A 14,816-nucleotide genomic window follows, 5' to 3' on the forward strand; every position below is an offset into this window, starting at 1 on the left:
GGCACAAGCGAGGCCTCGCCCGGACCCCGGTGGAGTGCGTCACTAAGGCACACCTAAGCCTGCCTGCGCGAACACCTGCCCGGGCGCCTGCCTGAGCACCTGTGCGAGCACCTGCCCGGGAGTCCGGGGTCACCTGCGGAAACGTGCGGGAGACGGCCGGGAAGACGTCCGGGGAGACGTCCGGGCCCCGGCTGCGCACCGCCCTGCCCGCCGGCGTCCCCCGAGCGCTTCGTAGACTGCCGGACATGCGAGAAGAGCCCGCGGTCGACATCGTCGGCCTCGTCAAGCGGTACGGCTCGAAGACCGCCGTGGACGGGCTCGACCTGTCCGTCGCGCGCGCCGCCGTGACCGCCGTGCTCGGCCCCAACGGGGCAGGCAAGACCACCACCGTCGAGGTCTGCGAGGGATACCGGCGGCCCGACGCGGGCACGGTCCGCGTCCTCGGCCTCGATCCCGTCACCGAGGCGGCGGCGCTGCGCCCCCGGATCGGCGTGATGCTGCAGTCCGGAGGGGTTTATTCCGGAGCGCGCGCAGAAGAGATGCTGCGCCACACCGCGGGCCTGCACGCCCACCCCGTGAACGTCGACCACCTCATGGAGCGGCTCGGCCTCGCCTCCTGCGGCCGCACGCCCTACCGGCGGCTCTCCGGCGGCCAGCAGCAGCGCCTGGCGCTCGCCATGGCCGTCGTCGGCCGGCCCGAACTGGTCTTCCTCGACGAGCCCACCGCCGGACTCGACCCCCAGGCCCGGCGCGCCACCTGGGAACTCGTGCGCGACCTGCGCCGGGACGGCGTCACCGTGGTACTGACCACCCACTACATGGACGAGGCCGAGCAGCTCGCCGACGACGTCGCGATCGTGGACGGCGGCAAGGTGATCGCCCAGGGCAGCCCCGAGCAGCTGTGCCGCGGCGGGGCGGAGAACACCCTGCGCTTCACCGGACGCCCCGGGCTCGACCTCGCCTCGCTACTCAAGGCGCTGCCCTCCGACTCCACGGCCGACGAGCTGACGTCCGGCTCGTACCGCGTCGCCGGCAAGATCGACCCGCAGCTGCTGGCCACCGTCACCTCGTGGTGCGCCCAGAACGGCGTCATGCCGGACCGGATCTCGGTCGAGCGGCACACCCTTGAGGACGTCTTCCTCGAGCTGACCGGCAAGGAGCTGCGCGCGTGACCGCCACGGGAACCTTCACCCCCCAGCCGGGAGCCGCCCCGCTGCCCCGCATGATCCGCTCCCAGGCGGTCCTGGAGACCCGGATGCTGCTGCGCAACGGCGAGCAGCTGCTGCTGACCGTGATCATCCCGTCCCTGCTGCTGGTGCTCTTCAGCACCGTCGACATCGTCGACACCGGCTCCGGCGGCAAGGCCGTGGACTTCCTCACCCCCGGCGTCCTGGCCCTCGCCGTGCTGTCCACGGCCTTCACCGGCCAGGCCATCGCCACCGGCTTCGAGCGGCGGTACGGCGTCCTCAAGCGGCTCGGCGCCTCCCCCCTGCCCCGCTGGGCCCTGATGACCGCCAAGACCTGCTCGGTGCTGGTCACCGAGGTGCTGCAGGTCGTCCTGCTGACGGTGATCGCGCTCGCCCTGGGCTGGTCCCCGCACGGCAACCCGCTCACCGTGGCCCTGCTGCTGCTCCTCGGCACGGCCGCGTTCTCCGGCCTCGGCCTGCTGATGGCGGGCACCCTCAAGGCCGAGGCGACCCTCGCCGCCGCCAACCTCGTCTTCCTGCTGCTGCTCGTCGGCGGCGGGGTGATCGTCTCCCTGGACAAGTTCCCGGGCGCGGCGCGCGGCCTGCTGGAGCTGCTGCCCATCTCCGCCCTCTCGGACGGCCTGCGGGACGTGCTGCGGGACGGGGCCGGGGTGCCGTGGAGCGACCTGGGGATCCTGGCGGTGTGGGCGGTGCTGGGCCTGGGGGCCGCGGCGCGCTTCTTCCGCTGGGAGTAGCGGATTCCACGTGGCCTCATGACCGTCCAGCGCCTCACGGACTCGACGCCGTCCGCCCCGGACGCGAGACCGCTCCAAGGCGCCGCGTGGCTGCCCCACGGCTACCGGCTCGATTCCCACTCGCATGCCGAGGGGCAACTGGTCTATGCCGCCTCCGGTGCGCTCGCCACCGCCACGGTGAGCTACGGCAGGCTGTACCTTCTCGGCGACGCCGCCCACATCGTCCCGCCGATGAGCGCCAATGCCACATTCCGGGGGAGCGACTCCCCCCACACCCCCCTCGTGAAAAGCTGCACAAGCACCCGCCTACGATGGGACGCGTGCCGAATTCGCTGAATCCGTTCGAGCTGATCGCCCGACGCTGGCAGCCCTCCGCGCGCTTTGTGGAGCGGGCCGCGCTGGCCACCGTGGTGATGGCCGTGGTCATCGTCGTCACCGGCGGCGCGGTGCGGCTGACCGAGTCCGGGCTGGGTTGTGACACCTGGCCCAGGTGCACCTCCGGGAGCCTGACGCCCACCGCCGACATGGGCATGCACGGCGCCATCGAGTTCGGCAACCGCATGCTGACGTACGTGCTGTGCGTGTTCGTGGGCCTGCTGATCATCGCGGCCCGGGCCCGCACTCCGGTGCGTCGCTCCCTCACCCGGTTGGGCTGGGTCCAGTTCTGGCTCATCATGGGCAATGCCGTCATCGGCGGCATCATCGTGCTCACCGGCCTCAACCCGTACATCGTCAGCTCCCACTTCCTGCTGTCCACCGCGCTCCTCACGGTCGCGATGGCCGTCTGGCAGCGCTCCCGCGAGGGCGACGGCGCGCCGCGCGACCTGGTGGCCCGCCCGGTGCGCCAGATGACCTGGCTGCTGGTCGGCGCGACCCTGGCGCTGATCCTGATCGGCACCGTGGTCACGGGAGCCGGTCCGCACGCCGGTGACGCCCGTGAGGTGCACCGGATCCCGCTGGACTGGCAGGAGATCACCCAGCTTCACGTGGACTTCGTCTACATCGTGCTGGGCCTCACCGTCGCCCTGTGGTTCACGCTGCGCGCCGTGAGTGCCCCGGCGGCCCAGCGCCGTGCGGTGCTCGACCTGCTGGCCGTGCTGCTCCTCCAGGGTGCGATCGGATACGTCCAGTACTTCACTCACCTGCCCGAGGTGGTCGTCGGCATCCACATGTTCGGGTCCTGCCTGGTGTGGATCGCGGTCCTGCGGGTGTTCTTCGCGCAGCGCGAGCGGGCCGAGCTGCCCGCGCCGGTCCCCGCCCCCGCCCCGGCTCAGCCCGTCGCCGAGCCCGCCGGGTCCAGCCGGTAGATCCGGCGCGCGGTCCCGGCCGCGACGAGCGCGCCGATGCGCCGCGCCTCGGGCCGGGTGCACACGCCGTCGGCGACCCACTCGGCCGCCAGCCGCGCCATCGCCCGCGCGAACAGCCGGGCGCCGGTCACATACAGCTCGGGCAGCGCCCGCGCCCCGGTCGAGAACAGCAGCTTGCCGAACGGCGCCTCGGCGAGGGTCTCCCCCGGCCGGGGCCCCGCGTCGGCGTAGACGTGCGCGAAGGCCGCGGCCAGCTGGGCGGCACGGCGGTGGTGGGGCCGGGCGGGCAGCAGCACCAGATCGGTCCCGCCACCCGCGGTGGCGCGCAGAAAGCCCGCGAGCGCCTGTGGGTCGCCACAGTGGAGCTGCACGGGCAGGCCGGTCGCGACGGCGCACCACAGCAGGTGCTGGAGCAGCGCGGGCTCGGCGAGCCGGGCCCGTTCCCGTACGCACCCGCCGAGCCAGCGGTCGGCCGCCCGCCGCACCTCCCGGGGGTCCGGCGGGGTCTCGTCACAGAAGGTGACGCCCACGGCGAAGGCGGTGGCGTGCCCGGCCGCGGCGTACAGGGCCTCGGCGGTGTCGCGGATGAACGAGTCGACCGAGCCGGAGGTTTCCGCGGCCTCCCGGGCCAGCGGCTCCAGGCGGACCACCTCGTGGACCGGGCCGTCCGCGGCCGTGGCGAACTCGGCGGCGGAGGTCAGCTCTCCCGGCGGCCCCGACTCCAGAAGGAAGGTGCCGATGCCCGCGCCCCGCAGCAGCAGCCGCGAGGCGCGGTAGGCGCCCAGCTCACGCCGCCGGGCCAGATAGCGGACAGGGGAGCAGTGGGCCTCCAGGCCGAGCAGCGGGGGGCACCAGCGACGCACCGCCAGGCCGGTCCAGCTGTCGAAGAAGGTGGTGCCCGGGGGTGCGGGGGTGCCGGACCCGACGGCGGCGGCGAGGTGCGCCTCGAACGTGCCGAGGCCCAGCTCGCCGTGGAGCGTGCCGTGGCTGTGCTGGTCCACGAGCGGCGGCAGCGCGTTCGCCCAGGCCTCCCGCGCGAGCCGCGCCCGCCCGGCGGAGAGCGCGCCTTCGGTCTCCCGGGCGGCCCCCAGTCGGGTCTCGGGGGCGGTCCCCGGCAGGGCCTCCGGTACAGCCTCCGACACGGTCTCCGGTACGCCCGAGGGGACCAGGTCGGCCGACGTGCCCGTCGCCTCGTCCTTCACCGCCGCCTCCTCGCCGTCGGGCATCGAAGGGCTTAACGGGCGAAACGGTATGAGGTGTCGCCGGGCCCGCCCCCGAGCCTGGCCCGCACCGGCCGCCGTCGGCAAGACCGCCCCCGGCGGCGGCCAGGGGCGGAGCGGGGCGGGACCCGGCGCGCGGGACCTCGGCCGTGGCGTGGGTTACGCGTTGCGGGGGCCGCCGAGCTGGATGCCGGCCATCCGGGTCCACTCGTACGGCCCGGTGCGGACCTTCGCGGCCAGCTCGCCGTCGAAGTCCTCGCGCAGAGTGATCCCCGCGGCCTCCGCGGCGCGGCGCGCCGTCTCGTACGAGGGGGCGACCAGGGTGCCCCAGTCGCCGCCGGCCCCGACCAGGGCGACGCGGACGGTGCCGCGGCCGATGTGGGCCAGCTGGCCCTCGGCGCTGCCGCCGTGGCGCTGGGCGAAGGCCGTCATCTGGCGGGCGAGCCGCTTGGCCGCCTTGTCGGCCTTCTTGTCCGTGCCCGACGCGGTCCCGCCCGACGCGGTCTCGGCCGGTGCGGCCTTGCCTGCCCGGTCCTCCGGGTCCGTCTGCGTGGTGTCTGCCATGAGGCCGATGCTACCGGCCGGTAATCATCGCAGGAAGGGATCCACGGCGACGGCGACGAACAGCAGCGACACATAGGTGATGGACCAGTGGAACAGCCGCATCTCCTTGAGGCCCGGCCCGGTGATCCCGGCCTTGGCGCGCGCCTGCAGCGCGTGCGCCTCCTTGAGCCAGAACGCGCCCAGCGCCGCGGCCACCACGGGGTAGAACCAGCCGGTGTAGCCCAGCGGCCACAGCAGCAGCGAGACGATCACCATCACCCAGCTGTAGAGGACGATCTGCCGGGCGACCGCCTTGTTGCCCGCGACCACGGGCATCATCGGCACGCCCACGCGCTCGTAGTCGTCCTTGACCTTCATCGACAGCGGCCAGTAGTGCGGCGGCGTCCAGAAGAAGATGACGAGGAAGAGGATCGCCGCGGCCCAGGAGACCGAATCGGTGACCGCGGACCAGCCGATGAAGACCGGCATACAACCGGCGATGCCGCCCCAGACGATGTTCTGCGCGGTACGCCGTTTGAGCCACATCGTGTAGACGACGACATAGAAAGCCAGCGCGCCGAGCGACAACATCGCGGACAGCGGGTTGACCAGGAACCAGAACCACGCCGTGGACCCCACCGTGAGGGCGGAGGCGAAGACCAGGCACTCGGCCGGCGAGACCATGCCGGTCACCAGCGGCCGCTGCGAGGTGCGGGCCATGAGCGCGTCGATGTCGCGGTCGTAATACATGTTGAACGCGGCCGCGCCGCCGGCCGACATATAGCCGCCGACGCAGGTGGCGAGCACCAGCCACAGATCCGGTACGCCCCTGGCGGCCAGGAACATCACCGGCACCGTGGTCATGAGCAGCAGCTCGATGACACGCGGCTTGGTCAGTGCCACGAACGCCTTGACGCGGGCACCGAACGGCCGGTGGCTCTGGCTCGTATCGAGCACCCCCGCAGGACGGGAATCGACGGCCGTCACGCACACCCCTGGTAGAAGCAAGAACCAGCAAGCACCGGACATGAAGAGCCGGTAAAGACTTGCGCGTACCACGCCACTCTAGACGCCCGCGATACTCCGCCCGCCGCCGGGGTCGGCTCGTGTTCACGGTGGTCACGGCGGTCGAGGGAATGCCGCATCTCCGGCATTCGTTCCCCTGACGTCGGGTACTCGCCCGAAAAGATGACCGTTCTTCCAGGGGTAGGCTCGACAAAGCCGGTGTACGCATCGTCACCGGATATCGACATTGTGGAGAGGAGCCCTGACTCAGGGTGAGCACGAAGCCGACTACCACAGACCTCGAGTGGACCGATGTGGACCAGCGCGCCGTGGACACGGCCCGTGTCCTGGCCGCGGATGCCGTGCAGAAGGTCGGCAACGGCCACCCCGGCACCGCCATGAGCCTGGCCCCCGCCGCGTACCTGCTCTTCCAGAAGCTGATGCGGCACGACCCGTCCGACACCGGATGGGTGGGCCGTGACCGGTTCGTCCTCTCCCCCGGTCACACCTCGCTGACGCTCTACGTGCAGCTGTACCTGGGCGGCTTCGGTCTGGAGCTGGAGGACCTGAAGTCGTTCCGCACCTGGGGCTCGCTGACCCCGGGCCACCCGGAGCACGGCCACACGGCGGGCGTCGAGACCACCACCGGCCCGCTGGGCCAGGGCATCGCCAACGCGGTGGGCATGGCCATGGCCGCCCGCTACGAGCGCGGCCTCTTCGACCCGGACGCGCCCGAGGGCTCCTCCCCCTTCGACCACACCGTCTGGGCGATCGTCTCCGACGGCGACCTGGAGGAGGGCATCTCCGCCGAGGCCTCCTCGCTCGCCGGCCACCAGAAGCTCGGCAATCTGGTCGCACTGTACGACGACAACCACATCTCGATCGAGGGCGACACCGCGACCGCCTTCTCCGAGGACGTGCTGAAGCGCTACGAGGCGTACGGATGGCACGTCCAGCGCATCGAGCAGGGCGCCAACGGCGACTTCGACGTCCACGCGCTGTACGCGGCGCTGAAGGCGGCGCAGGCGGAGACCGAGCGCCCCTCGATCATCGCCGCCCGCACCATCATCGCCTGGCCCGCCCCGAACGCGCAGAACACCGAGGCCGCCCACGGCTCGGCGCTCGGCGCCGACGAGGTCGCGGCCACCAAGCGCGTCCTCGGCTTCGACCCGGAGAAGCACTTCGAGGTCGAGGAGTCGGTCCTGGCCCACACCCGCTCGCTGGCCGACCGCGGCCGCGAGGCCCACGCCGCCTGGGACAAGAAGCTCCAGGAGTGGCGGGACAACAACCCCGAGCGCGCCGCCGAGTTCGACCGGATCACCGCCGGTGAGCTGCCCGAGGGCTGGGACAAGGCGATCCCGGTCTTCGAGCCCGGCAAGGACGTGGCCACCCGCAAGGCGTCCGGCCAGGTCCTCAAGGCGCTCGGCGGGGTGCTGCCCGAGCTGTGGGGCGGCTCCGCCGACCTCGCCGGCTCGAACAACACCACCATCGACGCGTCCTCGTCCTTCCTCCCGAAGGACAACCCGCTGCCGGAGGCGGACCCGTACGGCCGTACGGTCCACTTCGGCATCCGCGAGCACGCCATGGGCTCGACCATGAACGGCATCGCGCTCCACGGCAACACCCGTATCTACGGCGGCACCTTCCTGGTCTTCTCCGACTACATGCGCCCCGCCGTCCGCCTCGCCGCCCTGATGAAGCTCCCCGTCACCTACGTGTGGACGCACGACTCCATCGGCCTCGGCGAGGACGGCCCGACCCACCAGCCGGTCGAGCACCTGAGCGCGCTGCGCGCCATCCCCGGCCTGAACGTGGTCCGCCCGGCCGACGCCAACGAGACCGCCATCGTCTGGCAGGAGATCACCCGGCGCCACACCGCCAAGCCGGCTCCCCATGGCATCGCGCTCACCCGGCAGAACGTGCCTACGTACGAGCCCAACGAGAACGCGGCCAAGGGCGGCTACGTCCTGGCCGAGGCCGAGGGCGGCACCCCGCGGGTGATCCTGATCGGCACCGGCTCCGAGGTGCAGCTCGCCGTCGAGGCGCGCGAGCGCCTGGAGGCCGAGGGGATCCCGACCCGCGTGGTCTCCATGCCCTCGGTCGAGTGGTTCGAGGAGCAGGACCAGGCGTACCGGGACAGCGTGCTGCCGCCGTCGGTGAAGGCCCGCGTGGCCGTCGAGGCGGGGATCGGCCTGACCTGGTACCGCTTCGTGGGCGAGGCCGGCCGCATCGTCTCGCTGGAGCACTTCGGCGCCTCCGCCGACTACAAGGTGCTCTACCGGGAGTTCGGCCTGACCGCGGAGGCCGTCTTCGACGCGGCCCGCGCGTCGCTTGAGACCGCCGAGCGCTGACGCCGTATACGACCTTGTAGCGACGAGTAGGAGATGCAATCCCGATGACAGACGCACTCAAGCGGCTGGCCGACGAAGGCGTCGCGGTCTGGCTCGACGACCTTTCGCGCAAGCGCATCACGTCCGGCAACCTGGCCGAGCTGATCGACCAGAGCCACGTGGTGGGCGTGACCACCAACCCGTCGATCTTCCAGAAGGCGATCAGCGGCGGCGACGGCTACGACCAGCAGCTGGCCGACCTCGCGGCCCGCAAGGTCACCGTCGAGGAAGCCATTCGCATGATCACCACGGCGGACGTCCGGGACGCCGCCGACATCCTGCGGCCGGTGTACGACGCCACCGGCGGCCAGGACGGCCGGGTCTCCATCGAGGTGGACCCGCGCCTGGCGCACAACACCCACGCCACCGTCGCCGAGGCCAAGCAGCTGGCCTGGCTGGTGGACCGGCCCAACACCTTCATCAAGATCCCGGCCACCCGGGCCGGCCTGCCCGCGATCACCGAGGCGATCGGCCTCGGCATCAGCGTCAACGTCACCCTGATCTTCTCGCTGGAGCGCTACCGCGAGGTGATGGACGCCTACCTGGCCGGTCTGGAGAAGGCCAAGGCCGCGGGTCTCGACCTGCAGAAGATCCACTCGGTGGCGTCCTTCTTCGTGTCCCGCGTGGACACCGAGATCGACAAGCGCCTCGACAAGCTCGGCACCGACGAGGCCAAGGCGCTGCGCGGCCGGGCCGCCCTGGCCAACGCCCGCCTCGCCTACCAGGCGTACGAGGAGGTGTTCGGCTCCCACGACAAGTCGACCCCGCCGTCGGAGCGCTGGGCCGCCCTCGACCGGGCGAACGCCAACAAGCAGCGCCCGCTGTGGGCCTCCACCGGCGTCAAGGACCCGGACTACAAGGACACGCTCTACGTGGACGAGCTGGTCGCGCCGGGCACGGTGAACACCATGCCGGAGGCCACGCTGGAGGCCGTCGCCGACCACGGCCAGATCGCCGGCGACGCGGTCCGCGGCACGTACGAGCAGGCCAGGGCCGATCTCGACGCGCTGGAGCGCCTCGGTATCTCGTACGATGACGTTGTACAGCTCCTCGAGGACGAGGGCGTCGAGAAGTTCGAGGCGTCCTGGAACGACCTGCTGAAGTCCACTGAGGCGGAGCTGGGCCGCCTCGCACCTTCGGAGGCGTGAGAGACCTTGTCACTTTCCACGAGCGGAGCCAATCCGCTGCGTGACCCCCGGGACCGGCGGCTTCCGCGCATCGCGGGGCCGTCCGGCCTGGTCATCTTCGGCGTCACGGGCGACTTGTCCCGCAAGAAGCTGATGCCGGCCGTCTACGACCTGGCCAACCGCGGCCTGCTGCCGCCGGGCTTCTCGCTCGTCGGCTTCGCCCGCCGCGACTGGGAGGACGAGGACTTCGCCCAGGTCGTGCACGACGCGGTCAAGGAACACGCCAGGACCCCCTTCCGCGAGGAGGTCTGGCAGCAGCTCGCCGAGGGCTTCCGCTTCGTACCCGGCGAGTTCTCCGACGACGAGGCGTTCGACAAGCTGCGGGAGACGATCGAGGAACTCGACAAGGCGCGCGGCACGGGCGGCAACTTCGCCTTCTACCTGTCGGTCCCGCCGAAGTTCTTCCCCACCGTCGTCCAGCAGCTCAAGAAGCACGGCCTGTCCTCCGGGTCCGGCGACTCCTGGCGGCGCGCCGTCATCGAGAAGCCCTTCGGCCACGACCTGGCCAGCGCCCAGGAGCTCAACCAGGTCGTCCACGAGGTCTTCCGGCCGAGCGACGTCTTCCGGATCGATCACTACCTGGGCAAGGAGACGGTCCAGAACATCCTGGCGCTGCGCTTCGCCAACACCATGTTCGAGCCGCTGTGGAACCGCAGTTACGTCGACCACGTACAGATCACCATGGCGGAGGACATCGGCATCGGCGGCCGGGCCGGCTACTACGACGGCATCGGCGCGGCGCGCGACGTCATCCAGAACCACCTGCTCCAGCTCCTCGCGCTGACCGCCATGGAGGAGCCCATCTCCTTCGACGCCAACGCCCTGGTCACCGAGAAGCTCAAGGCGCTCAAGGCCGTCAAGCTGCCCAAGGACCTGGGCAAGCACACCGTGCGCGGCCAGTACGCCCACGGCTGGCAGGGCGGCAGCGAGGTGCCGGGCTATCTGGAGGAGGAGGGCATCGACCCCAACTCCAAGACCGACACCTACGCCGCGATCAAGCTGGAGATCGACAACCGCCGCTGGGCGGGCGTCCCCTTCTATCTGCGCACGGGCAAGCGGCTCGGCCGGCGGGTCACGGAGATCGCGGTGGTCTTCCAGCGCGCCCCGTACTCGCCCTTCGACGCCACCGACACCCAGGAGCTCGGGGAGAACGCCCTGGTCATCCGGGTGCAGCCGGACGAGGGCGTCACCATCAGGTTCGGTTCCAAGGTGCCCGGCACCTCCATGGAGATCCGGGACGTGACGATGGACTTCGCCTACGGCGAGTCCTTCACCGAGTCCAGCCCCGAGGCGTACGAGCGACTGCTGCTCGACGTCCTGCTCGGCGACGCCAACCTCTTCCCGCGCCACCAGGAGGTGGAGGAGTCCTGGCGGATCCTCGATCCGATCGAGGAGTACTGGGACCAGCACGGCAAGCCCGAGCAGTACACGGCGGGCACCTGGGGGCCGAAGGCGGCGGACGAGATGCTCGCACGAGACGGACGGAGCTGGCGCCGGCCATGAACATCGATCTCACCGACACCACGTCAAGCCAGATCAACTCCGCTCTGGTCCAGGCGCGGCGGGCGGCGGGGATACCGGCCGTGGGCATGGTGCTCACCCTTGTCATCGTCACCGACGAGGGCAATCACTACGACGCGCTGAAGGCCGCGAGCGAGGCGTCCAAGGAACACCCGTCGCGCATCCTGGTCGTCATCAAGCGGCCGGGGCGCTCGCCGCGCGACCGCAGGGTCGCCCGGCTGGACGCCGAGGTGCGGATCGCCGGCGATGTCGGCACCGGTGAGACGGTGCTGCTGCGGCTGTACGGCGAGCTCGCCGGCCACGCCGAGTCGGTGGTGCTGCCGCTGCTGCTGCCGGACGCCCCGGTGGTGGTGTGGTGGCCGGAGGACGCGCCGGAGCACCCCAGCGAGGACCTGCTGGGCCAGCTGGCGACCCGCCGGATCACCGACGCCCAGGCCACCGAGGACCCGGTGGACACGCTCGGGCTGCGGGCCCGCACGTACACCCCGGGCGACACCGATCTGGCCTGGACCCGCATCACCCCGTGGCGCAGCGTGCTGGCCGCGGCGCTCGACCAGAAGCACTCGGCGATCACCTCCGCGGTGGTCGAGGGTGAGGCGTACAACCCGAGCAGCGAGCTGCTGGCGCTGTGGCTCGCCGAGCGGCTGCGGGTCCCGGTCCAGCGGCAGGTCTCGGACGGCCCCGGGCTGACCGCGGTGCGGCTGGAGACGGCCGACGGCGAGATCTGCCTGGACCGGGCCAACGGGTCGCTGGCCGAGCTGGCGATGCCGGGGCAGCCCGACCGGCATGTCGCGCTGCAGCGCCGTGAGAAGTCGGAGCTGATAGCGGAGGAGCTGCGCCGGCTCGACCCGGACGAGACCTACGCCTCGGCGGTGCGGTACGGGGTGAGCCGGCTCGGCAAGGGCGTGCTCGGAGCGGAGCGCGCGACGGCGCGGGCCGGGTCCGGCGGGGACAACCGGTCGGGCGGGGCCCGCAAGGCCGCCCCGTCGAAGGCCCCCGCCGAGAAGACCACCGGGAAGACCGCTGACAAGAGCGCTGAGAAGAGCGACAGCGGGGACAGCACCGGCGCCAAGGCAGCTCGCAAGACGGGGGACAGGACAGCGGACAAGGCGGGGGACAGGACCGCCGGCAAGGCGGCGTCGTGACCGCTCCGCAGGTGGTCGTCCACCGCGACAAGGAGCTGATGGCGCAGGCCGCCGCCGCCCGCCTGATCACCAAGATCGTGGACGCCCAGTCCGCCCGCGGCTCCGCCTCGGTCGTGCTGACCGGCGGTCGCAACGGCAACGGCCTGCTGGCCGCGCTCGCCGGGGCACCGGCCCGGGACGCCGTGGACTGGTCGCGGCTCGACCTGTGGTGGGGCGACGAGCGGTTCCTCCCGGAAGGCCACGCGGACCGCAATGTCACCCAGGCCCGGGAGGCGCTGCTGGACGCGGTCGGTCTGGACCCGGCCCGGGTGCATCCGATGCCCGCCTCCGACGGCCCCTGGGGCGGCGATGTGGAGGCGGCCGCCGAGGCGTACGCCGAGGAGCTGGCCCGCGCCTCGCGGCCGGAGAACCACGGCGAGGCGCCGTCCTTCGACGTGCTGCTGCTGGGCGTCGGCCCCGACACCCATGTGGCCTCGCTCTTCCCGGAGCTGCCCGGGGTGCGGGAGACCGAGCGGACGGTGGTGGCGGTGCGCGGCGCGCCCAAGCCGCCACCCACCCGGGTCTCCCTGACCCTGCCCGCGATCCGCGCGGCGCAGGAGGTCTGGCTGCTCGCGGCGGGCGAGGACAAGGCCAAGGCGGTGACGATCGCGCTCTCGGGCGCCGGGGAGATCCAGGCCCCGGCCGCGGGCGCGTACGGCCGCCGGCGCACGCTGTGGCTGCTGGACCGGGCCGCCGCGGCGGGCCTGCCGCGCGAGCTGTACCCGCCGGCGTCGCCCTGACCGGCACCCATGAGACCGACCCGGACGGGCCGACTGGGAGAACCCCGGTCGGCCCGTCCGGCGTTGAGAGGCGCCCTGCCGCGTCTCAGCGCCCTACGGGGGGTCAGCGCCCTACGACGGGTCAGCGCCCGCGCAGCGAACGGTAGGTGGCGACGAGCGCGGCGGTGGAGGCGTCCAGTCCGGGCACGGCGGCGCCTTCGGTGAGCGCCGGTTCCACCCGCTTGGCCAGGACCTTGCCCAGCTCCACGCCCCACTGGTCGAACGAGTCGATGTGCCAGATCGCGCCCTGGACGAACACCTTGTGCTCGTACAGCGCGATCAGCTGGCCGAGCACCGAGGGGCTCAGCTCGGCGGCCAGGATGGTGGTCGTGGGGCGGTTGCCGGGGAAGGTCCGGTGCGGCACCAGCTCCGGCGCCACCCCCTCGGCGGCCACCTCCTCCGAGGTCTTGCCGAACGCCAGCGCCTGGCCCTGGGCGAAGAGGTTGGCCATCAGCAGGTCGTGGTGGGCGGCGAGCTTCGGGGGCAGGTCGGCCACCGGGTTGGCGAAGCCGATCAGATCGGCCGGGATCGTCTTGGTGCCCTGGTGGAGCAGCTGGTAGTAGGCGTGCTGCCCGTTGGTGCCGGGTGTCCCCCAGACGACCGGGCCGGTCTGCCAGCTCACCGGCCGGCCCTCGCGGTCCACCGACTTGCCGTTGGACTCCATGTCCAACTGCTGGAGGTAAGCGGGGAACTTGGACAGGTAGTGCGAGTACGGCAGCACGGCGTGGGACTGCGCGTCGAAGAACTGCCCGTACCAGATGCCCAGCAGGCCGAGCAGCAGCGGCGCGTTCTCCTCCGGCGGGGCGCAGCGGAAGTGCTCGTCGACGAGGTGGAAGCCGGCCAGCATCTCGCGGAAGTGGTCCTGGCCGATGGCGAGCATCAGCGAGAGGCCGATGGCCGAGTCGAAGGAGTAGCGCCCGCCGACCCAGTCCCAGAACTCGAACATGTTGTCGGTGTCGATGCCGAACTCCGCGACCTTCTCCGCGTTGGTCGACAGGGCGACGAAGTGCTTGGCGACCGCTTCCTGGCCCGCTTCGAGACCCCTCAGCAGCCAACGGCGGGCGGAGGTGGCGTTGGTGATGGTCTCGATGGTGGTGAAGGTCTTGGAGGCGACGATGAACAAGGTCTCGGCCGGGTCCAGGCCGCGCAGCGCCTCGTGCAGGTCCGCCCCGTCGACGTTGGAGACGAAGTGGAACCGCAGTTCGCGGTGGCTGTAGGCGCGCAGCGCCTCGTACGCCATCGCCGGGCCCAGGTCGGAGCCGCCGATGCCGATGTTGACGACGTTTTTGATGCGCTTGCCGGTGTGGCCGGTCCACTCCCCCGAGTGGACGCGGTCGACGAACGTGCCCATCTTGGTGAGCACCGCGTGCACTTCCGGGACGACGTCCTTGCCGTCGGTCCGGATGACGGCGGAGTGCGGCGCGCGCAGGGCGGTGTGCAGCACCGCCCGGTCCTCGGTGGTGTTGATCTTCTCGCCGCGGAACATGGCGTCCCGCAGCTCCGTCACCTTGGTCGCCCGGGCCAACTCCCGCAGCAGCCGCAGGGTCTCGTCGGTCACCAGGTGCTTGGAGTAGTCCAGATGGAGGTCGCCGACCTGAAGGGTGAACCGCTCCGCGCGCTCGGGGTCCTGGGCGAACAGGTCGCGCAGATGCGCGTCGCCCAGCTCCTGGCGGTGTGCGGCCAGTGCGTTCCACTCGGGCAGCTGGTCGAGCCTGCTGCGGCCGTCTGCGTTCATCTC

At 71.7% G+C, this 14,816-nt stretch carries 12 protein-coding genes; 8 read left to right on the forward strand and 4 right to left on the reverse strand.

The window, feature by feature from the left end; all coding sequences use genetic code 11:
* Positions 1 to 245: 245 nt before the first annotated feature.
* The 3 genes from ABFY07_RS15980 to ABFY07_RS15990 all read left to right on the forward strand — a co-directional run bounded on the left by ABFY07_RS15980 (position 246) and on the right by ABFY07_RS15990 (position 3,249).
* Positions 246 to 1,172 (forward strand): ABC transporter ATP-binding protein, encoded by a 927-nt coding sequence (locus tag ABFY07_RS15980; protein ID WP_346175145.1) that lies wholly within the window; start codon positions 246 to 248, stop codon positions 1,170 to 1,172.
* Positions 1,169 to 1,942, forward strand: coding sequence for an ABC transporter permease (locus tag ABFY07_RS15985; protein ID WP_346175146.1), 774 nt, complete (start codon positions 1,169 to 1,171; stop codon positions 1,940 to 1,942). Before ABFY07_RS15980 ends, ABFY07_RS15985 begins: the two co-directional genes overlap by 4 nt.
* Positions 1,943 to 2,262: 320 nt before the next feature.
* Positions 2,263 to 3,249, forward strand: coding sequence for a COX15/CtaA family protein (locus ABFY07_RS15990; RefSeq protein ID WP_346175147.1), 987 nt, complete (start codon positions 2,263 to 2,265; stop codon positions 3,247 to 3,249).
* On the opposite strand, the gene ABFY07_RS15995 is transcribed toward ABFY07_RS15990, so the two are convergent.
* The 3 genes from ABFY07_RS15995 to ABFY07_RS16005 all read right to left on the reverse strand — a co-directional run bounded on the left by ABFY07_RS15995 (position 3,213) and on the right by ABFY07_RS16005 (position 5,999).
* Positions 3,213 to 4,475, reverse strand: a complete 1,263-nt coding sequence (locus ABFY07_RS15995; RefSeq protein ID WP_346175148.1) for an amidohydrolase — start codon at positions 4,473 to 4,475, stop codon at positions 3,213 to 3,215. The genes ABFY07_RS15990 and ABFY07_RS15995 overlap by 37 nt on opposite strands.
* 153 nt (positions 4,476 to 4,628) lie before the next feature.
* On the reverse strand, positions 4,629 to 5,033 hold the full coding sequence (locus ABFY07_RS16000; protein ID WP_346175149.1) for a hypothetical protein: 405 nt from the start codon (positions 5,031 to 5,033) through the stop codon (positions 4,629 to 4,631).
* A gap of 24 nt (positions 5,034 to 5,057) precedes the next feature.
* Complete coding sequence (locus tag ABFY07_RS16005) at positions 5,058 to 5,999, reverse strand: heme o synthase (protein WP_346175150.1); 942 nt, start codon at positions 5,997 to 5,999, stop codon at positions 5,058 to 5,060.
* 290 nt (positions 6,000 to 6,289) lie between these two features.
* On the opposite strand from ABFY07_RS16005, the gene tkt reads away from it, so the two are divergent.
* Genes tkt through pgl form a run of 5 tightly spaced genes read left to right on the forward strand, consistent with a single transcriptional unit; the run spans position 6,290 to position 13,039 of the window.
* Positions 6,290 to 8,368 carry a transketolase gene (gene tkt / locus ABFY07_RS16010; protein WP_346175151.1) on the forward strand — a complete coding sequence of 693 codons (2,079 nt, stop codon included), beginning with the start codon at positions 6,290 to 6,292 and terminating at the stop codon, positions 8,366 to 8,368.
* Between the two features lie 44 nt (positions 8,369 to 8,412).
* Complete coding sequence (gene tal, locus ABFY07_RS16015; protein ID WP_346175152.1) at positions 8,413 to 9,555, forward strand: transaldolase; 1,143 nt, start codon at positions 8,413 to 8,415, stop codon at positions 9,553 to 9,555.
* Positions 9,556 to 9,561: 6 nt separating this feature from the next.
* On the forward strand, positions 9,562 to 11,097 hold the full coding sequence (gene zwf, locus ABFY07_RS16020; RefSeq protein WP_346175153.1) for a glucose-6-phosphate dehydrogenase: 1,536 nt from the start codon (positions 9,562 to 9,564) through the stop codon (positions 11,095 to 11,097).
* Positions 11,094 to 12,260: a glucose-6-phosphate dehydrogenase assembly protein OpcA gene (opcA, locus tag ABFY07_RS16025; RefSeq protein ID WP_346175154.1), complete on the forward strand. Its 1,167-nt coding sequence runs from the start codon at positions 11,094 to 11,096 to the stop codon at positions 12,258 to 12,260. Before zwf ends, opcA begins: the two co-directional genes overlap by 4 nt.
* Positions 12,257 to 13,039, forward strand: coding sequence for a 6-phosphogluconolactonase (gene pgl, locus ABFY07_RS16030; RefSeq protein ID WP_076971062.1), 783 nt, complete (start codon positions 12,257 to 12,259; stop codon positions 13,037 to 13,039). Before opcA ends, pgl begins: the two co-directional genes overlap by 4 nt.
* Positions 13,040 to 13,160: 121 nt before the next feature.
* On the opposite strand, the gene pgi is transcribed toward pgl, so the two are convergent.
* Positions 13,161 to 14,813: a glucose-6-phosphate isomerase gene (pgi, locus tag ABFY07_RS16035; protein WP_346175155.1), complete on the reverse strand. Its 1,653-nt coding sequence runs from the start codon at positions 14,811 to 14,813 to the stop codon at positions 13,161 to 13,163.
* Between the last annotated feature and the right edge of the window lie 3 nt (positions 14,814 to 14,816).

Origin of the sequence: Streptomyces sparsogenes subsp. cuspidosporus (assembly GCF_039532705.1) — a bacterium.
In the GTDB taxonomy this organism is placed as follows: Bacteria; Actinomycetota; Actinomycetes; order Streptomycetales; family Streptomycetaceae; genus Streptomyces; species Streptomyces sparsogenes.

Bases quoted from the DNA above. Each gene is read 5' to 3' on its own strand.
- ABFY07_RS16000 (WP_346175149.1), bottom strand. From the start codon at position 5,033: ATGGCAGACACCACGCAGACGGACCCGGAGGACCGGGCAGGCAAGGCC.
- ABFY07_RS15980 (WP_346175145.1), top strand. From the start codon at position 246: ATGCGAGAAGAGCCCGCGGTCGACATCGTCGGCCTCGTCAAGCGGTAC.
- opcA (WP_346175154.1), top strand. From the start codon at position 11,094: ATGAACATCGATCTCACCGACACCACGTCAAGCCAGATCAACTCCGCT.
- ABFY07_RS15995 (WP_346175148.1), bottom strand. From the start codon at position 4,475: ATGCCCGACGGCGAGGAGGCGGCGGTGAAGGACGAGGCGACGGGCACG.
- pgi (WP_346175155.1), bottom strand. From the start codon at position 14,813: ATGAACGCAGACGGCCGCAGCAGGCTCGACCAGCTGCCCGAGTGGAAC.
- tal (WP_346175152.1), top strand. From the start codon at position 8,413: ATGACAGACGCACTCAAGCGGCTGGCCGACGAAGGCGTCGCGGTCTGG.